This window comes from Streptomyces sp. DSM 110735 (assembly GCF_016482685.1).
In the GTDB taxonomy this organism is placed as follows: domain Bacteria; phylum Actinomycetota; class Actinomycetes; order Streptomycetales; family Streptomycetaceae; genus Streptomyces.
In genome coordinates this window covers 297,284-321,949 of sequence record NZ_JACYHF010000002.1, presented here as the reverse complement: position 1 = coordinate 321,949, position 24,666 = coordinate 297,284, and the positions used below count along the sequence as shown (strand labels likewise).

Sequence of the window (24,666 nt, the reverse complement as noted above, 5' to 3'; positions counted from 1 at the left end):
TGGGGCGACTTGGGCGCATCCGTGAAAAGGGCAAACCCTGCGCGAACCGGAGCGCGCCCGCATCCCGCACCCCGCATCCGGCGAACGAGGAACCTCCACGGTGAACCCGTACACCCCCGCACCCCCACGGACCGCTCCGGCACGCCCCTGGTGGAAGACCACCCCCGCCGCACTGGGCGTCCTGGCGGCGGTCGCCCTCATCGGCGCGTTCAGCTTCCCGCTGGGCTTTCTCGCGCTGATCGCCGCCGTCGCCCTGCTCTGGTTCCTCCCGCCCTGGCGCTGGTTCGCCAAACTCACGGCGAGCGTCGGCGCGTTCGTCCTCCTGGCGATCGGCGCGGGCGCGGGCGGACAGCTCGACGACACCACCGCCCGCACGGACGCCAAACCAGCCGCGGCGCGGACCCACCACCCGAGCGCCGAGCCCACGAACGCGCCTGCCCCGCCGCCGAGTTACCGCGGCAAGCCCCTCGACAAGGCGGAGACGGCGGCCCGCGCCGCGGGCTACACCACCGCCCACCACGACGCCTCCGCCGACCACCGCGCGATTGTCGTGCGGTCGGGCTGGGTGGTGTGCTTCCAGCGCGCTTCCGGTGGGAGTGACCGGAAGTCGATCACCTTCGCCGCCGTCAAGTCCGGGGAACGGTGCCCGGAGAAGGACGGCGCGAGGATTCCCTGGCCGGTGATGCCGGATCTGTCGGGTCGTACATGGCGTTCCGCCGTAGGGGAGTTGACGGACCTCGGGGTGTCCGAGGGCGCGATCCGGGCGGAGTCGCACTACCTGAACGACACGCTGCCCCAAGGGAATTACGGCACCTGGCAGGTGTGCGACCAGAGCCCCGCGAAGGGCGACGACATCACGGCCGAGGTGACACTCGAGCTTGCCTCGCCGAAGTCCGGGTGTGCGAGGGAGGGTTCGTACCTGGGCGACAAGGACGATGACGGGGTTCCGGATTACCGGGATCACAGCGATGACCGGGTACGGAGTACGACGACCGGGGGCGGCGGAACCGGGGGAGCGGCCGGGGGTTCGGGAGGCACCGCCACGGGCGGCGGAAGTTCGTCCGCGAGCGGGGGCTCGTCCACGGTTGGTGGCTCATCCGCGAGCGGAGGCTCGACCACGAGCGGTGGCTCGTCCTCGACCTCCGGCGGCGGCTCCTCCTCCACCGGAGGGGGCGGCGGCGGGGGACCGGTCGTCCACCCCGGCGCGTACTGTGCCCCCGCAGGGGCGAGGGGCGTCACTCAGGCAGGCACCTCGATGGTCTGCGGTCCCGCCTCCGACGGCCGCAACCGCTGGCACTCGGGCTGACGGACCCGGAGGGCGAGAGGCGCGGGGCGTCCGATAACCCCTTGCTCCCAGGTCCGCGTGTTGATGGGATGCGGGGGTTTCGACGGCGGGAGGGGTCGGCTTGGCGGTGTTCGGGTGCGCGGGCTGCGGCGCGGTGCTGACGGCGGCGGTGTCGAAGGTGGCGCTGCCGGTCCATGTGATCGACACCCACTGGGAGACACTGCACCCGCCCCTGCTCGAGACAGGCTCCTATGCCGTCGCCCCCGCCCTGTCGGACGCCGTCCTCCTCGCCCCCGGCGACACCCGCGGCACCCGGCTGATCCTGGAGCGGGCCGCGGGCTACTGCAGGGGGATCGACGGGCGGGACGGCCCGAACCTCGCCTGCCTGACCTGCGATCTGCCGGTCGGCACCAGGATGGACGACTGCGGCTGCTGGCAGGTCGTCCAGCTCGTCCCCGAAGCCGTGGTACGACTGCCCGCCCCGCCGGAGCGCCCGGTCATGGACTGGCCGGAACTGCTGGCCACCGACGCGCTGTGGCACCGGCTGAGCAGGTTCCGCGACATCCCGGCAGGCGTCGCCCTCGCCCACACGGTGGCAGCCGCCGACGGCGCCCCCGTCGAAACGGCACCCGGCCCGGTCACCGACCTCCTCGGCCGCGCCCTTGCCAAGCTGCCGACCACCGGAAGACCCGCGAAGCGGCTGGACCTGGCCGGACCCGGTTACGGCGAGCCACCCGCCGACCTGGTCCTCGTCCCGATCCACCCCCAGACAGGTGCCCTCTGGCAGCCGCACTCCGGCGCCGTGCCGGTCCCCCTGGACGCCGCCCTCTGGTCCGAACTCGCCTTCCCACCCCACCGCACCCGCCTCCCCGTCGTCGGCGGCCTCCCACCCGGCACCGAACAGGACGACCCCCTACCACCCCACCCGCCGTACCCCTTCGAACCGTCCCCGTACGCCTTCCGAAAAACCCTCGCGCGCATGCCGGGGGCGGAGGAACCGTGGCTGCGGGCGCTGTACGAGCGGGCGTGCTGACCATGCGAACAGCGCGTCCGCCCAGCGGGCCAGGGCCAGGGGCGGACGCGCTGTCTGTGCCATGCGGTCACGCTGTTGCGCGGGGTTGTACGCGCCCTGTCCGATGAGGACGCGTTGCCGTACCGGCTCTCAGATCCCGCAGGACGACGCCGACCAGAAGCGGGAGTTCTGGGTGCCGAGGTGGGCGTGGTCGTTGTGGTCCGGGTAGCCGGGGCCGAGGATTTCGTTGAAACCGTGGTTGCGGGCTTCCTTGGCGATCTCGCAGAAGGACGGGGTGCCTGTGAGGTCGATGGCGCGGCCGTAGAGATGGTTGCTGCCCGCGGCGCCCCCGACCGCGTTGTTGCAGGAGGTGGAGCGGAAGCCGCTGCTCGTGGTGAGGGCGCGGTCGCCGAGGGCGTGCCGTAGCGCCTCCAGCTTCCACATCTGCTGGAGCGCGTTGGACTTCGCGGTGGCGGCGGAGACCGCGCCGCCGGACCAGTCGGAGTTGCAGCGGTTCATCTCGGCGTACGTGAAGTGGACCGGGGTGCAGTCGTCGTCCTGGAGCGCGTACAGCTTGGTGTACGTCTGCGAGCCGGCGACCCCGTCCGCCGACAGCCCGTACGCCTGCTGGAACCGCGTGACCGCGGCCTTGGTCGCCGCGCCGAACTGCCCGTCGATCGCGAGCACCGAGCCGTAGCCGGGGTACCCGGCGACCCGGATCTGCAACTGCCGTACGTCCTCGCCGCTGCTGCCCTGGCTGAGCGTCCGGTTCCAGGTGTAACAGCCGTCGGCGTGCGCGGTACCCGCGGTGACCACTCCGCCGAGCACCGTCAATGATGCGAGCATGACAAACGCGAGCAGGCTCCGGACATGACGTCTCAACATCGCGCCTCCTGGAGGAAGGTGAAGGAACAACGACGGTGCCGGACGAGTGCTACGCGCGTCAACGGGGCGGGGGCGGTGGGGCGTCGGCGTAATAGGCCGGACCGTAATCTTGTGTTTCTGTGATTCCTTCTTCCGCTTCGACTCCGGCCGATCGAGTGGTGTTGAGACACCTTAATTGGCCAGTTCGGGACGCGCGGGAACGCAAGGTGCACGAGACAGTCAATTCCTAGAGTGGCACCGCACAGCCAACTGTATAAGCTGTTTCGCTGAAACGCCCCTACGGCAGCGTCCATGTGTTGGAAGACCGCGCTGCCGTAGGAGACCGACGAAGCCCTCCGAGTCACGTCCGTCTAGCGTCTCGAATCAGTGCCGCGACCCTAGCCTGGTTCTTGAATACGTTACCCGGATAGGCGTTGGCTGGAAACGCCAGAACCATGTCGGCGATATATCCATTGACTTCCGATTCCAATCCATCCATAACGGCATCCAGATTGCTCTCCGGGTCTTTCAGGAAATTATCCCCTAGCTTCCTCATGACCAGATGTGCGATGACTCTTCTACCGTGCACCGCGATACCAGCCTCAGCCCCGTCTCGCTCCCTTTCGATCTTATCTAGCCACCGGTCGACGGAAGCCGTGATGCGCACGGCTCGTGTAAGCCTCAGGGGATCGGTGCCGGAGTTAAAGAGGGAGCGATAAACGGATGGCTCGGAAAACAGTCGGGAAACTTCCCGCTTGGCGATCACCGAATGGTTTACACTCTTTGAGGCGCATGCTAGGGCTACTGCGGCCTGTCTCACCTCGATTACCTTTTCGGGATCCTTCGACTTTGGCTGTTCCGCTGAGCGAAGAAGATACTCGTACCCGAGTACTTGGAGTTCGCGGACGAGACGGTGTTGCTCCTGGTCCAGAAATGCGAAATCTTGACTGGAAACTTCGTTCTGGGTATTGGCAAACCGTGTGATGCGGCGCCCCAGTTCGTCCTCGTCTTTCGGTACCTCAATGCATCGCACGAGAACGAAGGTACTTCCCAGGTTTTTCTCATGCTCTGTTGCCAGCGCTGAGCCCAGGGTTGAAACAGTCTGTGCCCCATTGACGATACTCGCCCCGGAAAGCTTGAAGAAACCGACATCTCGGTTGAGTGCACCGCCGGGACCGATTTCGATCGCCTCTGCAAGCACAGTGATACCGTTGTTGTAGTACGCGAAGCGCTCCGGATCGTCGCGGATCGTTTGAAGGATCCCGTCGTTAATGTCAGATCTAGGGATTACGACACGGATATTCTCGGCAAAGAGGTCGACGCCGAAGTCTCTAAACCAACCTGCAATCTCGGCTGCGCTGACACGTCCGTAGTACATCCTTTGAGGCTCAGACGCTCGCCCCCAGTCGAGCATCTGCAGTTCGATATCAACAGCAGGTCTTGCCTGCTCCGAGATCGAATTAAATAGATCGGCCTGAGCGAAGTGGGTATGGGTAGCGAGAGGTTCAATTCCTTCCAGGTCGTTGAGTTGATTAAGCAACTCAACGATGGGATCCTGGACGTCGGGTGTAAGTGAATCTCCCGCCGTTGTAACCGTGACCAATCGGATGCGAGCCCCCGGCGTCTTGAGCAGATCACGAACTGCCGTCTTCGTCTTCTCGGAAGCGTGAGCTAGGTCGTCATCAGCGCGCATCCCGAGCAAAGATCTGACACCTTGCAAGAATTTTAGAACATCACCCAGAGCCATGGATCCAGACCCGTCCTGGCGCCATTTTGACTGAACGAATACGACCAATTTTGCCGTAGGGTCGACTCCAATTGCATCAATTCCCCGATCTTGAGCGCCATCCGTTATTTCAATCAACGGCTGAAGCCCCTCTGAGGGACCCAGAACGAGATGGACGGAATGGAGTGCCAAGATTCGCGACAGGTTATTTACCTCTTCTAGTGAGGATTTCCAGTTGCTCGTCTCATGAAGGGCGCGAATGTGGGTTTCGATCTGGCTGACATGGAACTTGCTCATCGTGTTTTCTCTCTGTTTAGTGGACGGATTGTCGGCAATACTTACCAGAGTGCGGGTCGTCGCTGGTAGTCAGGATTTGATACCTGGTAAGTACACTTAACGCGACGCTAGCGCCTGAGTCGATAGGTTTTGGAAAGCCTCGCGATCGACAGTTGATGAGTGGCGTGGAGATTATTTATACCATCTGTTTTGTGGGTCTCTGATGCGTGATATGGCATCGATCGGCTGTGCGCCGAGGGCTGCCGAATGGTCCTGCTTGCAGCATCGTAGGGCAGGCGGCGGCCCTCGAAGTTCAGTTTTGTCGTTTTAGGTGACGCAGACGAGCGAAGCCCCCTGGCTTGGCAGAGTGTGTGCTAGATGCGCTGCAGGATTCTTGTCCCGGTTAGTAGACTCCCGTGATCCGTTCGGCTAGCGGCTCTAAGCCTCTATGTCAGTTCCTCACTGCTGTCGTCGTAGTTGCCCAAGGCGGCCGCAGCCGCTAGCCCGTCCTCCTGCGGCACCGGCATTGGCATCTCAGTAGTCGGCTGCGCCAAGCAGTACTGGACCGACCTCGACACTCCAGCAAGGGCAACCGTTTACTGAGGAAGGCGGGGATGACAGCCGTCGATCTTGGGAGGGTGACATAAAAGGTCTGCTGCGGGCCGCGCGGGCCACGTTAGCTCCATCAGCGTCCGGCAGCGTCACTCATCGGGCGGGCGGTTGGCCCGTCAATTGATAGTCGGCCGGGCCAGTTGCTCACCGACCCGCTCCGCTTCGGTTGGGGGGCAGCCGGCTAGGACGTGGGAAAGTCGACCTTCGGCCGTAGCGGACTCCATGTGGGTTGACGTGGCTGGAGGGCCGGGATAGTTGGATGCGAGTCGTCGGGGATGTGGGCGATCTCGCCAAGCTGGTGATGGCCCAGGAAGGCGCACGGGACGTGCCCGGCGGCCGCCGCGCGCTGGAGCACGAACTCGCGGACTGCCTGTGGTCGGTCCTCGTCCTCGCCCACCACTACGACGTGGACCTGGAGGCGGCGTTCCACCGCACCATGACGGAGTTGACGGCATCGGTAGGCGCACGCCTTGCGACGAACGACGACACGCACTGAACCCCTCGCCGGGACCCCGCCAACCAGCAATGTGTGATTCTCCCGTCGATTCTCGTGCCGCGTGCAACCAATCGCCCCCCGGTGGGTCTTGTGAACGTAGACCCACGACAGAAGGACTCCGCGATGACGCACATACGACGCCCCGTTGCCCCCGAGCACCACGTGACCGGCGGAGCGACCCGTGCCCGCGTCACCGCCCCGCTCGCCGCCGCCCTGCTCGCGGCAACCGGGATGAGCGCCCTGACCCTGACCGCTACCCCCGCCTACGCCTCCACCGGCCACGCGTCCCAGGTGACGAAGGCGGACGACTTCAACGGCGACGGCTACGCGGACCTCGTGATCAGCGCCTCGAACGGCACCGTCTCCGGCAAGGCGGGCGCGGGCTACGTCGCGGTGATGTACGGCTCCGCCTCCGGTCTCTCGCCCGCGCACAAGTCGATCATCTCCCGCTCCACCAGCGGCGTACCCGGCGCGGCGGTCGCGAAGGAGGGGTTCGGGGAGTCCTTCACCAAGGGCGACCTCGACGGCGACGGTTACGGCGACCTCGTCATCGGCGCGGGCAAGAACGGCTCCGACGCCGTCGTCCTGTGGGGCTCCCCGTCCGGTCTGACCGGCGGCACCGACCTCGGCAAGTACCGCCGTACCCCCATCGCCGGGGACTTCGACGGCGACGGCAGGACCGACCTCGCCCTCTTCGGTGACCCGGACGCCTTCGGCGACGACCCGGTGGCCCAGCCCGCAGCGCTGTGGAAGGGTCCGATCTCCCGTTCCGGCAAGCCCGCCGCGACGCGTGACTTCATGGACAAGTCGACTTGGTGGGGCTACGGCGACGACGGTGACGACGGTCCCGACGCGTGCGCCGCGAAGGACACCTGCGTCAACGGTCCGCACTCCATCTCCGGTCCCGTCGTCGCCCTGGGCACCGGCGACGTCAACGGCGACCACCTCCAGGACATCGTGATCAGGCTCTACACCGGCGACGGCAGTTGGAGCAACCGCGTGCTCCTGAGCACCCCGACCGGCTTCAAGATCGTCCGCGCCCCCGGCTACGACGGCGCGGTCGGCGTGGGCGACGTCGACGGCGACGGCTACGACGACGTGGTGTCCGGCTCCGGCGAGGACCGCCCCTCCGTGACGATCGGCTTCGGCTCGCCCGACGCCGACCTGACCAAGCGCACCCAGACCTTCGACCAGAGCCTGCCCGGCTTCTACGGCGCGCAGGAGGAGGGCGACAACCTGGGCTCCTGCGTCGCCGTGGCCGACGTGGACGGCGACGGCAAGGCGGAGGTCGCGCTCGGCATCAGCGGCGAGGACTTCAGCGGTCTCACCGACGCCGGTTCCTTCGCCCTGCTGCACGGCACGTCCACCGGCGTCACCGGCACCGGCAGCCAGGTCATGCACCAGAACACCGCGGGCGTTCCCGGCGTCGCGGAGACCAACGACCGCTTCGGCGACGCCTGCGCCCTCGCCGACACCAACGGCGACGGCCACCGCGACCTCGCCGTCTCCGCCTCCAACGAGAACGCCGCGGCAGGCGCCGTCTGGTCCCTCAACGGCACCTCCACCGGCCTGACCACCACCGGCGCGACCGCCTTCGGCCCCACGACCGTGGGCGCGCCTGCCACTTCGGCGCGCTTCGGACGAGCACTGCGCTGACGAATCCGCTCCGCTCGTGACACCGGGCGGACCACCGAGGGGGAGTACGGTGGCCCGCCCGTCATGGGACCCGGCATCGGCAACGAAGAGACCTTCGAGGCCGAACACGCCGACGAGGCGGACCAGATGACGCTCATCGGCTTCACCCCGACCCACGCGGTCGACATCATCGCCCACTGCGGCAGCCCCCTCGACCACGTCGTCACAGCCCTGCTGACCGCCGCCGTCATGGACGTACTCGGCGGCGTCGACAACGCCGAACTCCGCGACGACCAAACCCCGTTGGTGGCGGACCTCCCCGGCATCGCCGCGACGGCGACCGACCCGTGGCCCGCGATCTACGGCTCAGCGGAATTCCTCCGCGCCTGGGCCCGGCAACCCGGCTTCCGCCTCCTGAAGTAGCTGCCCGTTGAGCACGCGTACTCCTGCGCCCCCAGCCCCCAACTACCAGCATCCGAAGGCATGACGAGCGACAGACGAGCCCTCACGGTCCTGCACCTCTTGCTGGTCTGGGCGACGATGGCAGCCGCCGTCCCGGTACTCGCCCTCGTACTGTTCGCCTCGGGACGGAGCGGCGGCGCGGGCGCGATGGGACTGATCCTCGCCCTGGGCGTCCCGCTGATCGTGTGCGCGCTGCTCGTCGCAGCCATACCGGCACGCACCGTGGTCCCCCGATGCGGCTCCGCACGGCAGCGGCTCGGCTGGGCGGTGTCCGTCTTCGCCCTGGGCACACTCGGCTCGTGGCGGGCGTGAACGCCTACGTCGACCACGTCGACCTGGGAAGCGTCGGCACCCGGATCGCCTTGGTGGGGGTGACGTACGGGACCGTCATCGGCCCGACCCACGCCCAACGACACCGCCACGCCGCTGACTTCACTCGCTCCCGCGAGCACGCGGAACTGCAGGCGCCGAAATCGGACCCGCCTACTTCGGCGCGGTCTACCGCCCCGCCCGGCTCCGGACTATCGCAGGACGGGGCGATTGGCGGCTGCGTACTCGTCCGCGACATTGAACACGCTGGCGCAGCAAGGGCATTCGGCGTTGCCGAAGAGATGGGCGATTCCGTCGGCGAGTGCGTGCTGCCCGTCGCGGACGGCGGTCTCGTGCATCCAGCGGCCGATGCCGCGGAGTTCCTCGGAGTACGCCGACCGCAGACCGCGACGGTCCACATCCCCCAAGTGCCAGTCCCGGACCGCTGAATAACGCCCATGGTCACCGATGGCGATCGTCACCTCCACGGCGCAGTGAGGGCACGCCAGGTGGTAGAAGTCGTCCGCGAAGTCCCCGAGCGCGGCACTCCAGTGGTACTCCTCCTTCGCTGCGAGCATGTCGAGAAAGATCGGCAGGTAGTCGTCCGGTCGCGATCGCAGATGCCGGTCCAACACCTCACGGAACTCCACGATCGCGTCGGCGCAGTCCGCCAGCAGAGCGTCACAGCCGTGGTGTCCTGCCGCGCGCCGCAGGACCGTTCCGGCCAAGGCGCGGGCGCGCGTGGACCGGGAGGCGAGTCGTATCAGGCGCGGCAGGGCGGCAAAACTGGCCGGGAACACGAGGTCGTGTTCGAGGACCAGCCGGTATCCCAGTTCCTCCCATGCGTCGGCGTTGTCCTCGAACTCCACCTGTTCCAGAAGCGCGGGGACGCGATCCACCTCCCCGTAGCAGTCGTGCATCTGCGTCCAGTTCACCACCCGGGTATTAAAGCGCGCCCTACGGCAGCCGGAGCCCACGCACAACTCGGGTGACCACACAGCCCGTTTGGCGCTAGCGTGCCGAAGTGATCAGGGTCGAGGGGGCATTGGTGGGTGCGGAGGCCGCGCGCCGTTTGGCGGAGACGGGTCTCTACGAATGTGAACCGGGCCTCACCGACGCCGAGTTCGAGCACATCGAGCACGAGTACGGCTTCGAGTTCGCGGACGACCACCGAGCGTTTCTCGCAGCCGGGCTCCCGATCAATATCCCGCCCGAGGAAGGGCAGACCTGGCCCAAGCCCTGGCCCGAATGGCGGGGCGGCGACCTGGACAGCTTGCGTGAGCAGCTCGACTGGCCGGTCGAGGGGGTCCTGCTCGACGTCGAGCACAGCGGGTTCTGGCACGAGAGCTGGGGTGAGCGCCCGATCTCCCCGGCGCTGGCGCTGGAAAGGGCGCGGCAGCACCTGGCGAAGGCACCGGTACTGGTGCCCGTGTACGCCCACCGATACCTGCCCGCCGGTCGGGGAACCTCCGGACACCCCGTGCTCTCCATGTGGCAGACCGACACCATCTACTACGGCGAGAACCTGGTCGACTACATCCACCGCGAGTTCGACGAGACCCGGGACGAGGTCGACGAGGGCGGTAACCCGCGAGCGACGGTCCCCTTCTGGCGCGACCTGCTCGCCCGCTTCGAGAAGGCCACCCCACTCCAACCGGAGGTCACCTGAATGCCTCCCGCCCGCCTACTCGCCGGTGCTCCGCTGGCCCTGCTCCTCCTCGCCCTCTCCGGCTGCTCTGCCTCCTGGGGCTGCACCGACACGACCGCGAAGCGCGGGAAGGCCAGTGCGAGGGTGCAGGTCGAGGACGCGTCCGGGCGCCCACTCGGCGTCACCGCCAAGGTAGTTGACTGGCGCCTGGAGCCCCACCCACAGGTCCCCGACCGAGGCGACCAGGTCCACTTCCACTACCGCTTCGACGGCGCCGACGAGTATTCCGGCCCCGCGGTGGACGCCTGCGCGGTCGACAAGCACCGCGTGGCCCTGCTGTGTGAGACGGTCTACTCGTCCGAAGCGTTCGGCCCGAACGGCGACCACACAGGCGACGCCTGGCTCGCCGTAGAGCACCCTTATCAGGTCACCGCCGTCCTCCTGATCCCCAACGACCAGTCCCACGACGACCGCACCTGCGCACAGGACATCAAGGACGGTGGCGGCCCACATCCCCCGAAGCAGGCGGCCATCGGGGACCAACTGTAAGCCGCCGTTCAGTCGGCGGCCCGTGCGTGACGAGCGCGCGGCCTTCCGGATGCCGATGGCACTGCCCTTGATTCTTGCTGTGGGACCATGGCACCCGCTACTCGTTCGAGTCCTACTCGAACGAGTCCGACGGGGGGAGAGGCCATGACTGACGACGACCTTGTCGAGGCTGTCCGCGCCCGTGTCGCCGACCGTGAGCTGCCCCCGCCTGCAACGCCGGAGGACGTCGCCGCGGTCGAAGCCGCAGTCGGCCATCCGATGCCGCAGTTGTTGCGGCGCCTCTACCTCGAAGTCGCCAACGGCGGCTTCGGGGTCTGGGAATGCCTTTCGCTGACGGACACAGGCAATTGGTTCAGCGACGAACGGGACATGATCGAGGCGCACCGCCAATTCTCGACAGAGGGCGACTCGAGCAACGCCGCAACCCTCCAAAGGATCGTCCCGCTCATGGATCGCGGCTGCTGCATGTGGACCCTGATCGACTTCAGCACTGCCGACGGCCGCGTCTGGGACTGGGATGCCAATGACTGCTGCGTCCTGGTGCCGACCACCTTGACCCTCGCCCGCTGGCTTACGGGCTGGTTGGAGGGCTGGATAGTCCCAGGGCCGTACTCCGAGTTCCGAATACACGCTGACGACTGCGGAACAGGCCAGCCGTCCGCTGCTTCGTAGCGGGCTCGGCTCCAAGCGCCAGGCATTACCGAGGCGTTGGGACCATTCAGTAGAGGGGCAGCCGACGCGTCTCGGCTGAAGCCACCTGCCCGGGGTATCCGCCCGAACATGCTGGCTCTGATCGCCTACCGCTCGTACCACGGCGCAACGACCGTGTGGGCCTTCGTCGTTGCCATTCTCATCGTGCTGGTGGTTGGTTGGTATATCCGCCGCCGGTAGTCACACCACCCGCAGATCTGCTCTCCCGGGCCCGTCAAGCTGCTATGAAGGGTTGATCGGGATCTCGTAGACGATCTCGCAGCGCGTGGTTGGCCACGGCCCACCTGTCTGATCAGCGCAGGCGCGAAAGACGCCGTAGGGCCTCGTCGCGGACCTCTGGGTCTGTGTCCGACGCCAGAGTCCGGAGCTGCGCGATCAGCTCGGCGCCGCCCTCTCCGGTCGCCCAACGTGGGTCACAGTCGAGTTCCGCAGCGAGCTGATCAGCCGTCCCCTCGTCGGACGCCGCTGCACGAGCCGCGAGCACGGCACGTAGACCGGCCAGATCCCTCCGAGCCAACAGAGCCGCAGCGGTCTCGGAGGTCACTCCGGTGTCCTGAGCGTCCAGGAGGAGACGGCGCAGGACACCGGCGATGCTCTCGATCCGGGGCGCCGCCGCGAGCCGTCGCCCTGCGGCAGCCCTGACGCGCCAGGCCGGAGAGTCGGCTTCAGCGATCGAGCAGCGAAGTCCTTGCTCTGTGAGGTCGTCCACGGCACCAGGGTCCCAGCTTCGTCGGTGACGTTGCTGCCGTGGAGAGTCAGCCTACGGCGAGTGCCTCGGTGAACATCGCAAGGTAGCTGTCGTGAGCGAGGCGCAGTTCTCCGAGTTCGTCGCCCTGGAACCACCCGATGGCATCGTGCTCGTCCAACGCGACATTCACCGGAGTTCCCGTCCAACTCTCGATCAGCCAGATCTGCATGTCGAAAGCATCAGTACGGACCTGCCGCATGGGCGGCCCCACAGGCACCGCCACCTCGATCCCCAACTCCTCACGCAACTCCCTGACAAGCGCCACCCCGGGCAGCTCTCCAGGCTCCACATGTCCACCGGGCAGGTCCCACACATCGGGGTACCAGCGGCGCCGGGGAGAGCGGTGACACAACAACACCCTGCCCCCGTCGCGCAGAAGCGCCGTGACGATCCGGGCCCGAGTAACACCTTGCGCAGAAGCAGAAGTCGACACACCAGCAGTCTGCCAGCGCCGCACTCCGGTACCGCTGGTTTGCTATGAACGAATGCTCGACGCCGACGACTGCGACACGTACCCCGACACGTCCCCCCGCCGGAACCCGGTGGAGGTCGGACCACTCCGGAGTCTGTCAGTGCGCGCCCCCCGGCAGGACTCGCACCTGCGGCCAAGCGCCTAGAAAGCGCCTGGTGCGTTGAGAGCCGCAAGCGCGAACAAGGCTCTGAACGTGACGTTGATGGTGGACGTCAGCGGAACAGATTGGAGAACGGGCACATCTGCAGCGGCTCCGTGGGCCGGTCCATCCACCGCCACCAGACATGGCCCTGAGGGCATCGCCACAGCGTGCGGCAGATCCGTTGGCCGTTGTCCTCACGGGTGACAGACACGAGACCGCCGGAGTTCATGGGGTGGCCGCACTCGGAGCAGGCCGGGGCCTCGTAAGTCATGTAGCGCACCCTAGGGGAGAGACCGCTCCGTGCCGGAGCAACTGGAGGCGGGTGCTTCGGCCGACAGGTTCTGCGCTTCGTCCGCGTGCCCCTGCTTCCGAAATCCGCCCCGTCAACTCCTCTGCAACCTGAGGCACAACACCCTGAGCCCTTCTCGAAGCGATCCGGGCGAGACGCACCACCGCCACGAGAGGCATCTCCTTACCGTACGCACGGAAGTCCGCAATCGTCGCGTCAGCCGACCAAGCACCACTGACGAGGTCAAGCCGACGGAGAGCGCGCATGCGAAAGCCGCGCCGGGAAGGCAACTCCCGGCGCGGCTCACGGATCACGGATCACGCGACGCGACCCCGCTCGATCGGAATCAGGATCAGGACACCGACGCAGTCGAAGCGGACACCTCGTCCGGAGAAGGAGCCGCGTCCCCCCGCCGCAACACCTCCCGCTCGATCTGCTCCAGCGACCGCCCCTTCGTCTCCGGCAGCAGCCGCTTCACGAAGACGCCGGAGGCGAACGTCGTCACCGCGAAGATGACGAAGTTCGCGCCCGCGCCCCAGGCGTGGAGGAGGGAGGGGAAGACGAGGGCAACGGCCATGTTGAACAGCCAGTTGAAGACGACGCAGACGCCGACCGCGCCGGCGCGGATGCGGGTGGGGAAGAGTTCGGGGAGCATCACCCACTGGACCGGGCCCCAGGAGGCGGCGAAGGCGGCGACGTAGAGGGCGACGCCGAAGAGGGTGAGGGGGGCGAGGAGGGAGCCGTGGTGGAGGGGGGTGAGGTTGACCGCGGCCAGGACAGCCATGCCCGCGCACATGCCGACCGAGCCCCACAGGAGGAGGGGACGGCGACCGCGGCGGTCGATGAGGCGCATCGCGGGGAGGGTCATCAGCATGTTGACCAGGCCGATGCCGACGTTCGCGAGGATGGCGCCGTTGTCGCCGAAGCCGATGCTCGTGAGGAGCGTCGGGGCGTAGTAGATGATCGTGTTGATGCCGCCGAAGTTCTGGAAGAACACCAGAAGAAGGCCGACGACCAGCATGGGGCGCAGACGCGGGGACCACAGGTCGCGCAGCGTCAGCCGCTGCGTTGCCGCCCGCTCCTCCGCCAGCGTCTTCTCGATGTCGAGCAGCTCGGTGCGGGCGGTCTCGTCGTCGCCGCGCAGCAGGGTCAGGGCGGCGCGGGCGTCGTCCCGGCGGCCCCGTCCCGCCAGCCAGCGGGGACTCTCCGGCTGGGTCAGGATGCCGAGGGCGAGGACCGCCGCGGGCAGGACGCCGAGCCCGATCATCCAGCGCCACGCGTGCGCCGGGGCCAGCGCGTAGTCGGTGAGGTAGGCCAGGAAGATGCCCACGGTCACCAGGAGTTGCATCAGGGAGGCGAGTCCGCCGCGCACCTCCATCGGCGCCAGTTCCGTCAGGTAGAGCGGGACGACGACGGACGCGATGCCCACGCCGACGCCGATCAGCACCCGCGCGCCGATCAGGAGCGACGCCTCGGAGGACAGTGCCGCGCCGACCGTGCCCGCGATGAACACGAGCGCCGCGCCCAGGATCAGCCGCCGCCTGCCCCACGCGTCGGACAGCTTTCCGGCCAGCCCGGCGCCCGCCATCGCGCCCACCAGGAGCCCGGAGACGACCAGACCCTCCATCAGGGGGGTCAAGGTGATGTCCTGGCGGATGAACAGCATCGCGCCGGAGATCACGCCCGTGTCGTAGCCCCACAGGATGCCGCCGAGGGCGCCGAACACCCAGATCAGGGCGTTCCGCAGTCGGGGGCGCCGCTTCGCCGCCGCCTCGGGCTCCGCAGTGTCGGGCCTCGCCGTCTTGGGGCCCGCCGTCTCCGGCTCCGCCGTCTCCGGCTCCGCCGCCCCGGACTCCGCCGCCCCGGACTCCACCGCCTCAGACCCCGCCACCCGGCTCACGAGGCCGCGCCCGAAGACGTGGACGTGGACGTGACCGTACCCGCAGCCGTCGCCAGCCGCCCTGCCGCCTCGACCGCCGTGGCCGTCGCCAGTGCCGTAGCCGCGACCTCCGCACCTGCCGCAGCAGCCGCCACCTCAACCGCCCCCGCCACCCGAGGGTCACCCAACTGCGGGGCCAGATGGATCTTCTGCCCCGCACCCGCCCGGAACAGCCCCACCGCCTCGTCGAAGCTCTCCAGCGGCAGCACATCGCTGACCAGCGGGTCGAGGTCCAGTCCACCGGCGAGGATCTCGACCGCGGGCTGGAAGCCGTTGTGGACCGCCATCGAACCGATGATGTCGATCTCGCGGTTGTAGACGAGGAACGGCGAGAAGGACGCCCGCTTGGCCGGGTCCGCCACGCCGAACTGCAGGAACGTGCCGCCCTTGCGGACGCGCCCCAGGCCGTCCTCGATCGCCGCGATGACGCCGGTCGCGTCGATCACGACCTCGAAGCCGTGGTCGCGGCCCAGCTCGTCGGCGTTCGCGGCGGTCGTGTCCGCGCCCATGCGCTTGGCGAGGTCCAGGCGGCGGGTGTTGGGGTCGACGACGGACACGGAGGCGGCACCCGAGTGCGCCACCAGGGCCGCCATCATCAGGCCCATGGTCCCGGCGCCGTAGACGAGGTAGTGCTCACCGGGGCGGCGGGGGAGTCGGCTCAGGCCGTGGACCGCGCAGGACAGGGGCTCGACCAGACCGGCGGCGGCTTCGGACAGACCCTCGGGCAGGACGTGGCAGCGGCCCGCGGGGACCGCGACGTACTCGGCGAAACCGCCGTCGCGGGTCACGCCGACGGCGGTGTAGTGCTCACAGAGGTTGCCGCGGCCGATCCGGCAGTAATGGCACGCGCCGCAAGGGGTGTTGGGGTCCACGGCGACGCGCTGGCCGACGAGCGGGAAGCGTACGTCCCGGCCGGTCTCCACCACGACGCCGGTCAGCTCGTGACCGGGGACCAGCGGGTAGCTGACGGAGGGCAGCTCGCCGCCCAGGATGTGCATGTCCGTGCCGCAGAGGCCGCAGGAGCTGACGCGGACGACCACCTCCGAGGGACCGGGACTCGGATCGGGCATGACGGTCAGCTCGGCGCTTCCCGGCTGGGTGACCACGACAGCGCGCATGGCGCCTCCTCACAGCGGTGTGCGGACGGATGTCCGAAGACGCGGGGAAACATAATCGCCACGTAAGCGCTTGCGCAAACGCTTACGTGTGACTTTTCATAGGTCTTCGGCGTCTGTCTTCCCGACGGACGAGGTCTCCTGGACGGACGGCCCGCGCTTTCCCCCACCGCGCCCGCCGCCGTCCGGCTCCACCGCGGGCGGGAGAACACGCGGAACCACGCGGTACGGGGCACACGAAGGAGTACGGGATGCGGACGATGGCGGACGTGGCGAGGCACGCGGGTGTCTCGGTGGCCACGGTCTCCCACGTGCTGAACGCCACACGTCCGGTACGCCCCGCGACCCGCGACGCGGTGCTCCGCGCCATCGACGAGCTGGGCTACATCCACAACTCCCTCGCCCGCTCCCTCGTCACCTCCCGCACCCGCTCGGTCGGCCTCGCCGTCTCCGCGATCAGCAACCCCTACTTCACCGAGATCCTCCAGGGCGTCGAGGCCGAGGCGCTCGCCGCCGGGTACGGACTGCTCATCGCCGACCCGCACGACGACCCCGCGCACGAGCTGAGCGTCGTCCGGATGCTCCACGAGCGCCGCGTCGACGGCGTGATCATCGCCCCCTCCGCCCAGCCGTCCGCCCTCCTCGACTACCTCGCCCGCGCCGCCGTCCCCGCCGTCTTCCTGGACCGCCTCGTCGACGAGTCCGCGGAACCGGCGTACGACCAGGTCTGCGCCGAGGGCGCCGCGCCCGTGCGGGAACTCGTGGAACACCTCGCCTCGCTCGGGCACCGCCGGATCGCGCTGGTGGCGGGTCTCGTCGGGCTGAGTACGACGACCGAGCGGGTCGAGGGGTACCGGGAGGGGCTGCGCGCGGCCGGGCTCCCCTGCGACCCCGAGCTGCTCGCGCACGGCAGCTCCGCCTCCGAGGGCGCCCGCCTCGCGACCGGACGCCTGCTGTCCGGCTCCGCCCGCCCCACCGCCCTCATCGCCGCCAACAACGCGATGACCATCGGCGCGCTCCAGGCGCTCCGCGACGCCGACCTGCGCATCCCCGAGGACATCGCGCTCGTCAGCTTCGACGACTTCGAGTGGGCGGACCTGTTCTCGCCCAGCCTCACGGCGGTCCGCCAGCCGAGCCGCGAGGTCGGTCGGGCGGCGCTGCGGCTGCTCCTGGAGCGGCTGGACGCGCCGGAGCGCGCCGCGCGGACGGTCCGGCTGCCGTGCGCGGTGGTCCACCGGATGTCCTGCGGCTGCCCGCCGGGGGCTGCCGCCTTCGGCGCGGGGGCGACCGGCTTCCCGGTGGGGTCGCCGTAGCCCGCCCAAGTCCCTTGTCCCGTTGGTCAGTTACGACCCTTCCCGCCCCGCCGCTCCACGGCGCACCGAAAGGAATCAGCACAGTGATCGTCGTCGCCGGCGAGGCGCTCATCGACCTCGTGCCCGCCCCCGCCCCCGCCACCACCTCCGAGCCGACGTCCCCGCTGCCGCAGCTTCTGCCGCAGCGGGGCGGCGGACCGTACAACGTCGCCGTCGCACTCGGTCGCCTCGGCTCCCCGACCTCGTTCTGCTCGCGCGTGTCCACGGACGCCTTCGGAGCGGCTCTGCTGTCGGGGCTGCGGGACGCGGGTGTCGGCACGGAGCTGGTCCAGCGCGGCTCCGAGCCGACGACGCTGGCCGTCGCCGACGTGGGCAGCGACGGCTCGGCGGGCTACGGCTTCTACACCGAGGGCACCGCCGACCGCCTCTTCACGCTCCCCGCCGCGCTGCCGGAGGGCGTCACCGCCCTGTCGGTCGGCACCTGCTCGCTCGTACTGGAGCCGGGCGCGAGCGCGTACGAGGCGCTGCTGCGCAGGGAGTCGGACAACGGCGTCTTCACCGCCCTCGACCCCAACATCCGCCCCGGTCTGATCGCGGACGCCGACGCCTACCGGAAGCGGTTCCTCTCCTGGCTGCCGTACGTCGCGCTGCTGAAGCTCTCGATCGAGGACGCCCGCTGGCTCGCGGACCTCGGACCCGACGGCGACCTCGACGCCCGGCTCACCGAGTGGCTGGAGTACGGTCCGGCGGCGATCGTCCTGACCCGGGGCGGCGACGGACTGAGCGTGTGGAGCCGGGGCGCGGGTCAGGTGAGTGTGCCGGGTACGAAGGTCGCGGTGGTCGACACGATCGGCGCGGGCGACACGGTCAACGCGGCGCTCCTGCACCGGCTGCGGGAGCTCGACGCGCTGAGCCACGCGGCGGTCGCGGGTCTCGACGCCGAGATCTGGCGCGACGTCCTCGGCTTCGCGGCGCGCGCCGCCGCCCTGACCTGTTCCCGCTCCGGCGCGGAACCGCCGTACGCCCGGGAGCTGTCGGCCTGAGACGCCTTCGGCGGACTGGACGCGAACAGCCTGGTGCCGACGCGGAGTTGTCGATTACATCTCTGCCCACGGCTCTGTTTATGATCTTGGTGTGACTGTGCAGAACGTCGGCAAGACGCCGTCCCGCAAACAGCGACTCCAGGAGAAGCAGCGCCGCCAGCTCGCGGTCGTCGACACCGTCGACAAGGCCGAGGTCAAGCTGCGCAAGGCGGAAGCCGAACTCGCCCTGGCCGTCGCCGAGGCCGTCCAGGTCTTCGGCGACGAACACGCCGCCTCCCAGGGGCTCGACATGTCCCCCGAGGCGATACGTCGCTTCATCGACATCGCGGCAGCCGAAACGGCGGCGGCTGCCGAGGAAGCGGTCGAGCAGCCTCAGCCCTGACTCACGGTCAGCTCTGGGCGGTGGGACGGACGACGATGTCGTTCACGTCGACTGTGGCAGGCTGCTCGATCGCGAAGGCGATGGCCCGGGCGATCGCGTCGGGCGGGATCGCGATGTCGTCCCGCATCTTCGTGATCTCCGCTCTGACCTGGCTGTTGGTCGACGCCTCGGCGAAGTCCGTCGCGGTCGCACCCGGCGAGACGGTGGTCACCCGCAAGGAGTCGCCCGCTTCCTGGCGCAGTCCTTCGCAGATGGCCCGGACCGCGAACTTGGTTCCCGCGTAGACGGCCATGGTCGGCACGATGCGAAACGCCGCCGTGGAGGCGGTGGTGACGAAGTGACCGGTTCCCTGCGCCCGGAAGACCGGCAGCGCGGCGCCGATCCCGTGCAGTACGCCCTTCACGTTGACGTCGACCATGTGGTCCCACTCCTCGACGCGCAGATCGTCGAGGGGCGAGACGGTGCCGACTCCGGCATTGCTGACGAGTACGTCGAGCCGACCGAAGCGCTCACCGGCCAGCGCGACCAAAGCCTGAAGGTCCTCCCGCCGGGTGACGTCGGTGCGGATCCACACGGCCGTACCGCCTGCCTTCTCGATGCGGTCCACCAGTTCCGCCAGGCGTTCGGACCTGCGCGCGCCGAGGACGAGCCGCGCGCCGCGCTCGGCGAGCAGCAGCGCGGTCGCCTCACCGATACCACTGCTCGCTCCCGTGATCGCCACCACTTTGCCCTTGATTCCGGACATGAGTCGCCCTCTGCCTTTCCCGCCGGTATTAACCGTGTGAGGCCGTCGGTCGTGCCGCGGCCCGTGCTCGCACCTCAGTCTCCGACGGGCTTAGCCTGGTATCCAGAGCGTGTTTATTCTGGAACTGGGAGTTCCCTACGCCATGTCCACACAGCCGGATCAACGTCGTCAGCTCAGTGAGTTCCTGCGCAGCCGGAGGGAGCGCCTGACTCCCGACGAGGTGGGTCTGCCCCGGACCGGCCGCCGCCGGACTCCGGGACTGCGCCGAGAGGAACTGGCACTCCTGGCCGGGATCAGCGCCACCTGGTACACCTACCTGGAACAGGGGCGAGAGATCCGCGTCTCCGACCAGGTGCTCAACGCCCTCGCCGTGGCGCTGCGGCTCGACCGGCACGAGCGCGCTCACCTTCTCCAGCTCGCCGGCCACGCGCCCGCGCCCGAAGCCGAGGAACGCGAGCCGCTTCCTGCCGCGGTGGGCGCCGTCCCCCTGTTGCTCCAGCCGACCCCGGCGTACATCATCGGCGGCACCTACGACGTCCTCAGCCACAACCAGGCGGCGGACGACTTGTTCCCGGGGCTCATCACCGATGCGGGGCGGCCCGCCAACTTCGTCCGCTGGGTGTTTCTCGAACCGGTGGCCCGGGAGATCGTGGTCGACTGGGAACCCGAAGCGCGTGGTCTGCTCGGCCGCCTCCGGACGCTGGCGGCACGCCATCCCGGCGACCCCCGGTACACCCGGCTGATCGAGGAGCTGAACGAGAACAGCCCGGAGGCGCGGGACTGGTGGCCGCGGTACGACGTGCAGGCGCGGCACAGCGGTCGCAAACGGCTACGGCACCCGCGACGGGGCACGACCGATTACACGTACACGGCTTTCCACCTGGCCGAACAGCCGGAACAGACGCTGGTGGTCTATGTCGAGAGCGGCGAACCGTCTGACGAGAGCGCGGTCGTGCCCGGCGGATGAGGGAGGAGCGCGGCGGCGGTGTCCGGGCTCACGGTACGGCGACGCAGAGCCGACGGCCACGCGCGACCTCACGGCTCTGGCACCAGCCCCATCTCCGCGCACCCCTCCCGCAGCGCCTCCAGCCCGAACGCCTCGACCGGTCCCACCACTCCCGCGACCTCACCGGCGCCCGCGGCGAGGCGTTGTGCCGCCCAGGCCATCAACTCGCCGGTGAGGCTGTACGCGCTCGGACCTTCGAGGCGGACTTCCGCGAGGGGCGGAGTGCCACGCGTTCCCGTCGAGGCGACGGCGACGACGTAGGAGCGGGTGCGGGCGCGTTCGGTGGTGTCGGGTCCGCCGGGTGGGCCGAAGGTGAGGGGGAGGGTGAGGAGGCTGGTGAGGTGGTGGCCGCCGGGGAGGCGGATCAGGGCGTTGGCGACGGCGGAGATCAGGGTGAGGGGACGGCTCAGGGCGGGGAACCAGCCGTTGAAGACCGTGACGTCGCTCAGGGCGGGGAAGTCGCCCGGGAGGAAGAGGACTTCCGTGCCGGAGACGAGGAAGGCGGACTTGCGCCGGCCCTGGACGTCGAACTCGTGCACGCGGGACGCGGTGCGTTCCTCCGCCAGCCGGTGTCCGCGCCAGGTCGGTGACGGCAGGGTGAGACCGTCGCGCATGGTCGTACGGGTGCCCTTGCTGATGCCGCGCCAGAGCGGTCCGGTCGCGAAGTAGCCGATGTCCAGGGCGCGTACGGCGGCACCCGCCTGACGGGCGGCGAGCGTGCCCGCGAGGATGCCGGGGACGTAGTCGTAGCCGAACGCCGGGAGCATGACCGCGCCGGTCTCGCGGGCGCGCTCGCCGTACCGGTCGCGCACGGTGCGGACGAAGCCGACCTCGCCGGTGGAGTCGACGTAGTGGGCACCGGTCTCCGCCGCGGCCGCGGCGGCGGAGTGGCCGAGGCGTTCGAAGGGACCGACGGTGGTGACCAGTACGTCCCCGCGCCGCAGGTGCCGTTTCAGGTCCGCGGTGTCCGTGGCGTCCACCACCACGTGGTCGAGTCCGCCGGACCGTTCGGCGAGTGCCGCGAGGGCGGTGGCGTTGCGGCCTGCCAGGGTCGGCCGGACGCCTCGGCGCAGCAGGGCGTTCAGGACCAGGCCGCCGGTGTAGCCGGTGGCGCCCAGGAGAAGGATGCGGCTGCTCATCGGGGTGTGCTCCTCGGTGTGCGGGACGGCGCGGTTCAGCGGTCGTTCAGGTCCGACACCAGGCGCTTGGCCAGGCGCTCGGAGGACGTCGGGTTCTGGCCCGTGTACAGATTGCGGTCCACCACCACGAACGGCAGCAGCGGCAGGCGCGCCTTGACGTAGTCCGCGCCCTCCTCGCGCAGCCGGTCCTCCAGCAGCCAGGGCGCCTTGCGGCCGAAGCTGTTGAGCTTCTCCTCGGTGTTGGACAGACCCGTCATCCGGTACCCGGCGAACGGCCACGAGCCGTCCGCGTTCCGGGCGGCCAGGGTCGCCGCCGGGGCGTGGCACAGCAGGGCCAGCGGCTTGCCGGAGTCCAGGACCCGGGTGAGCACCGCGCCCGACACCTCGTCGTACGCCAGGTCCTCCATCGGACCGTGCCCGCCGGGGTAGAAGACCAGGTCGTACGCGGCGGGGTCGATCTCGTCCAGCGGACGCGGAGCGTCCAGTTGAGCCTGGATCGAGTCCAGGTACTCGCCGACCTCGCGCAGCTTGCCGGGCAGACCCGCGGTGCGGGACATGCTCAGCCGGTCCAGCGTGGGGGGCTTGCCGCCCGGGGTGGCGATCGTGATCTCCCAGCCCGCCTCGCTGAAGATCTTGTGGGGCATCGCCAGCTCCTCGCCCCAGTAGCCCGAGGGGTGCTCGGTTCCGTCGTTCAGCGTCCAGTGGTCGGCCGCGGAGACGACGAAGAGGACCTTGGTCATGGCTGTTTCTCCCTTGTGGTGACGACCCACGACGACCCGCGAAGAGCTGTGGCAGGCGCCGGTACGGCGGGTTCTACGACTGGTTCCCAGGGCGGCGAACACCCCGCGCCCAACACCGTACGCCACTTCTGGCACAGTGTGCCAAGTTCGGCACTGATAGCCTCTCGGTATGAGGGAGACCACCACCGCGCCCGGGCTGCGCCTGAGAACCCGTCGGCTCGTCACGGAGGCACTGTCCGACACGGCTCTGGAGCTGTTCGACGCCTCCGGCTACGAGCAGGTGACCGTCGCCGACATCGCGCGCGCGGCCGGTATCTCCCAGCGCAGCTTCTTCCGCTACTTCGGCAACAAGGAGGACGTCGTCTTCGGCGACCGCGTCCCCGGTGCCGAGGAGGTCCGCGAGGAGCTGTGCCGCCACCTCGACGGGCAGCCTGCCTGGGACGCCCTGCGCGACACCTTCGTCGTGGCGGCCGAGCAGATGGACGCCGACGCGGGGCGCTGGAAGCGGGCGACCCGGGTCATCTGTCACACCCCCGCCCTGCGCGCCCGGTACCTGGAGAAGCACCTGGCCTGGACCGGCGCCCTCGTACCGGAGATCGCCGCCCGGATCGACAGCGGGGGTCCGGTCGCCGAGCTGAAGGCGCGGACCATGGTCAACACCGCCCTGGCCTGCTTCGACGTCGCCCTCGAACGCTGGGCCGACGACGCCGGGGGGCGGTCTCTCGCGGACCTCGTCGGTGAGGTCTTCGGGTTCGTGCGCATCCCGCACGAGCCCTCCGGCGCCTGAGCCCGGCGGGGGCTCGTACCCGAGCCGGGCAGCTCCCGTAGACGAGCCGGGCAGCCCTCGTGCCCGAGCCGGGCAACGCGCGGGGCGGCCGGTTGCGCCCCACGGCGCGGGCGCCAAACATGGACAAGGGGATCTCCACCTCACACGTGCGGGTGATCTCCACCTCGGGGTAGCCGTCACCACCAGCGGCTGGAGAAGCCGCGCGACGACCAACTCGTGTGCCCGTCCCAAGGAGTGGCCATGACCGACATCCCGCCGCCCGTCACCCCGTACCTCGAACCCGCCGCGAAGGAACTGGCCGAGGCGACCGACCCGCACCCCCGGATCTACGAGGTCCCGCCGGAGCAGGGTCGCGCCATCCTCGCCGACCTGCAGAGCGACACCAGCGTGCCCCGCCCCGAGGTCGACGAGGAGTGGGTCGACGTCGACGCCGGTGAGTGGGGGACCGTCCGCACCCGCATCATCCGCCCCAAGGGCGTGACCGGTCCGCTGCCCGTGCTGTTCTACATCCACGGCGCGGGCTGGGTCTTCGGTGACGACAAGACCCACGACCGGCTCTTCCGCGAACTCACCGTCGGCGCCGGTGCCGCGGGCGTCTTCCCGGTCTACGACCGCGCGCCCGAGGCGAAGTACCCCACCCAGGTGGAGCAGAACTACGCCGTGGGCCAGTGGGTCCTCAAGCACGGCGCGGAGCACGGCATGGACACCTCGCGCATCGCCGTGACCGGCGAGTCGGTCGGCGGTGACATGTCGGCGGTGTTCGCGCTGATGAACAAGGACCGCGGCGGGATCGACCTCAAGGCACAGTGCCTGCTGTACCCGGTGACCGACGCCAACTTCGACACGCCGTCGTACCACCAGTTCGCCGAGGGCTACTACCTCACCCGCGACGCCATGAAGTGGTTCTGGGACGCCTACACCACCGACCCCGCCCAGCGCGCCGAGATCTACGCCTCCCCGCTCCGGGCCAGCCTGGAGGAGCTGCAGGGGCTGCCGCCCACCCTGGTCATCACCGACGAGGCGGACGTGCTGCGCGACGAGGGCGAGAAGTACGCCAACAAGCTCCGCGAGGCGGGCAACGACGTCACCTCGGTCCGCGTCGCGGGCATGGTCCACGACTTCCTCCTCCTGGACAGCCTGCGCGACACCAAGGCGGCCAACATCGCCCGCAAGATCGCCATCGACTTCCTGGGGAACGCCCTGCACCAGGACGACTGAGAC

23 protein-coding genes and 1 pseudogene are annotated in these 24,666 nt (G+C 69.1%); 15 read left to right on the top strand and 9 right to left on the bottom strand.

Annotation, left to right across the window (positions count from 1 at the left end):
- Nucleotides 1-100 precede the first annotated feature (100 nt).
- Both IF655_RS04240 and IF655_RS04235 read left to right on the top strand, forming a co-directional pair.
- Complete coding sequence (locus IF655_RS04240) at nt 101-1,306, top strand: PASTA domain-containing protein (protein ID WP_199582130.1); 1,206 nt, start codon at nt 101-103, stop codon at nt 1,304-1,306.
- Between the two features lie 106 nt (nt 1,307-1,412).
- Nucleotides 1,413-2,318, top strand: a complete 906-nt coding sequence (locus IF655_RS04235; RefSeq protein WP_307814863.1) for a hypothetical protein — start codon at nt 1,413-1,415, stop codon at nt 2,316-2,318.
- Between the two features lie 129 nt (nt 2,319-2,447).
- Here IF655_RS04235 and IF655_RS04230 read toward each other — a convergent pair whose 3' ends face one another.
- Nucleotides 2,448-3,182: a D-Ala-D-Ala carboxypeptidase family metallohydrolase gene (locus tag IF655_RS04230; protein WP_199582129.1), complete on the bottom strand. Its 735-nt coding sequence runs from the start codon at nt 3,180-3,182 to the stop codon at nt 2,448-2,450.
- A 340-nt stretch (nt 3,183-3,522) separates the two neighbouring features.
- Nucleotides 3,523-5,184 carry an AIPR family protein gene (locus tag IF655_RS04225; RefSeq protein WP_199582128.1) on the bottom strand — a complete coding sequence of 554 codons (1,662 nt, stop codon included), beginning with the start codon at nt 5,182-5,184 and terminating at the stop codon, nt 3,523-3,525.
- A gap of 850 nt (nt 5,185-6,034) precedes the next feature.
- Here IF655_RS04225 and IF655_RS04220 point away from each other — a divergent pair.
- From IF655_RS04220 to IF655_RS04205, 4 genes are all read left to right on the top strand, one after another.
- The gene (locus tag IF655_RS04220) at nt 6,035-6,271 is read left to right on the top strand and encodes a MazG nucleotide pyrophosphohydrolase domain-containing protein (RefSeq protein WP_199582127.1); all 237 of its coding nucleotides are present in this window, start codon (nt 6,035-6,037) and stop codon (nt 6,269-6,271) included.
- Nucleotides 6,272-6,394: 123 nt separating this feature from the next.
- Nucleotides 6,395-7,927 (top strand): FG-GAP repeat protein, encoded by a 1,533-nt coding sequence (locus IF655_RS04215; RefSeq protein ID WP_199582126.1) that lies wholly within the window; start codon nt 6,395-6,397, stop codon nt 7,925-7,927.
- Nucleotides 7,928-7,990: 63 nt separating this feature from the next.
- Complete coding sequence (locus IF655_RS04210) at nt 7,991-8,329, top strand: DUF6368 family protein (RefSeq protein WP_199582125.1); 339 nt, start codon at nt 7,991-7,993, stop codon at nt 8,327-8,329.
- A 60-nt stretch (nt 8,330-8,389) separates the two neighbouring features.
- A complete protein-coding gene (locus IF655_RS04205; protein ID WP_199582124.1) occupies nt 8,390-8,680 on the top strand; it encodes a hypothetical protein in 291 nt (96 codons plus the stop codon).
- A gap of 209 nt (nt 8,681-8,889) precedes the next feature.
- Here IF655_RS04205 and IF655_RS04200 read toward each other — a convergent pair whose 3' ends face one another.
- Complete coding sequence (locus tag IF655_RS04200) at nt 8,890-9,615, bottom strand: hypothetical protein (protein WP_199582123.1); 726 nt, start codon at nt 9,613-9,615, stop codon at nt 8,890-8,892.
- Nucleotides 9,616-9,701: 86 nt separating this feature from the next.
- Here IF655_RS04200 and IF655_RS04195 point away from each other — a divergent pair, with 86 nt between their 5' ends.
- From IF655_RS04195 to IF655_RS04185, 3 genes are all read left to right on the top strand, one after another.
- Nucleotides 9,702-10,346 (top strand): hypothetical protein, encoded by a 645-nt coding sequence (locus IF655_RS04195; protein WP_199582122.1) that lies wholly within the window; start codon nt 9,702-9,704, stop codon nt 10,344-10,346.
- On the top strand, nt 10,347-10,874 hold the full coding sequence (locus IF655_RS04190) for a hypothetical protein (RefSeq protein WP_199582121.1): 528 nt from the start codon (nt 10,347-10,349) through the stop codon (nt 10,872-10,874).
- 144 nt (nt 10,875-11,018) lie between these two features.
- Entirely contained in the window at nt 11,019-11,546 is a 528-nt protein-coding gene (locus IF655_RS04185; RefSeq protein ID WP_199582120.1) for an SMI1/KNR4 family protein, read from the top strand.
- Nucleotides 11,547-12,340: 794 nt separating this feature from the next.
- Here IF655_RS04185 and IF655_RS04180 read toward each other — a convergent pair.
- The 3 genes and pseudogenes from IF655_RS04180 to IF655_RS04170 form a co-directional block, all read right to left on the bottom strand.
- Nucleotides 12,341-12,766, bottom strand: a complete 426-nt coding sequence (locus IF655_RS04180; protein ID WP_307814854.1) for an NUDIX hydrolase — start codon at nt 12,764-12,766, stop codon at nt 12,341-12,343.
- 822 nt (nt 12,767-13,588) lie between these two features.
- Nucleotides 13,589-15,127, bottom strand: a complete 1,539-nt coding sequence (locus IF655_RS04175) for a sugar porter family MFS transporter (protein WP_307814853.1) — start codon at nt 15,125-15,127, stop codon at nt 13,589-13,591.
- 176 nt (nt 15,128-15,303) lie between these two features.
- Nucleotides 15,304-16,293 (bottom strand): annotated as a pseudogene (locus IF655_RS04170) (zinc-dependent alcohol dehydrogenase family protein); the annotation flags it as partial.
- Between the two features lie 248 nt (nt 16,294-16,541).
- Here IF655_RS04170 and IF655_RS04165 point away from each other — a divergent pair.
- The 3 genes from IF655_RS04165 to IF655_RS04155 all read left to right on the top strand — a co-directional run bounded on the left by IF655_RS04165 (nt 16,542) and on the right by IF655_RS04155 (nt 19,028).
- Nucleotides 16,542-17,603: a LacI family DNA-binding transcriptional regulator gene (locus IF655_RS04165; protein ID WP_199582118.1), complete on the top strand. Its 1,062-nt coding sequence runs from the start codon at nt 16,542-16,544 to the stop codon at nt 17,601-17,603.
- Between the two features lie 83 nt (nt 17,604-17,686).
- On the top strand, nt 17,687-18,646 hold the full coding sequence (locus tag IF655_RS04160) for a carbohydrate kinase (protein ID WP_199582117.1): 960 nt from the start codon (nt 17,687-17,689) through the stop codon (nt 18,644-18,646).
- A 91-nt stretch (nt 18,647-18,737) separates the two neighbouring features.
- Nucleotides 18,738-19,028 carry a hypothetical protein gene (locus IF655_RS04155; RefSeq protein WP_242488530.1) on the top strand — a complete coding sequence of 97 codons (291 nt, stop codon included), beginning with the start codon at nt 18,738-18,740 and terminating at the stop codon, nt 19,026-19,028.
- Nucleotides 19,029-19,035: 7 nt separating this feature from the next.
- On the opposite strand, the gene IF655_RS04150 is transcribed toward IF655_RS04155, so the two are convergent.
- A complete protein-coding gene (locus tag IF655_RS04150) occupies nt 19,036-19,773 on the bottom strand; it encodes an SDR family oxidoreductase (RefSeq protein ID WP_199582116.1) in 738 nt (245 codons plus the stop codon).
- A 142-nt stretch (nt 19,774-19,915) separates the two neighbouring features.
- On the opposite strand from IF655_RS04150, the gene IF655_RS04145 reads away from it, so the two are divergent.
- Nucleotides 19,916-20,740 (top strand): helix-turn-helix transcriptional regulator, encoded by an 825-nt coding sequence (locus tag IF655_RS04145; protein WP_199582115.1) that lies wholly within the window; start codon nt 19,916-19,918, stop codon nt 20,738-20,740.
- 68 nt (nt 20,741-20,808) lie between these two features.
- On the opposite strand, the gene IF655_RS31420 is transcribed toward IF655_RS04145, so the two are convergent.
- Entirely contained in the window at nt 20,809-21,918 is a 1,110-nt protein-coding gene (locus IF655_RS31420; protein ID WP_199582114.1) for a trans-acting enoyl reductase family protein, read from the bottom strand.
- A 35-nt stretch (nt 21,919-21,953) separates the two neighbouring features.
- Nucleotides 21,954-22,658, bottom strand: coding sequence for a type 1 glutamine amidotransferase domain-containing protein (locus IF655_RS04135; protein ID WP_199582113.1), 705 nt, complete (start codon nt 22,656-22,658; stop codon nt 21,954-21,956).
- Nucleotides 22,659-22,827: 169 nt separating this feature from the next.
- On the opposite strand from IF655_RS04135, the gene IF655_RS04130 reads away from it, so the two are divergent.
- Both IF655_RS04130 and IF655_RS04125 read left to right on the top strand, forming a co-directional pair.
- Nucleotides 22,828-23,445 carry a TetR/AcrR family transcriptional regulator gene (locus IF655_RS04130; RefSeq protein ID WP_199582112.1) on the top strand — a complete coding sequence of 206 codons (618 nt, stop codon included), beginning with the start codon at nt 22,828-22,830 and terminating at the stop codon, nt 23,443-23,445.
- 240 nt (nt 23,446-23,685) lie between these two features.
- Nucleotides 23,686-24,663, top strand: coding sequence for an alpha/beta hydrolase (locus tag IF655_RS04125; protein WP_199582111.1), 978 nt, complete (start codon nt 23,686-23,688; stop codon nt 24,661-24,663).
- Nucleotides 24,664-24,666: the final 3 nt, after the last annotated feature.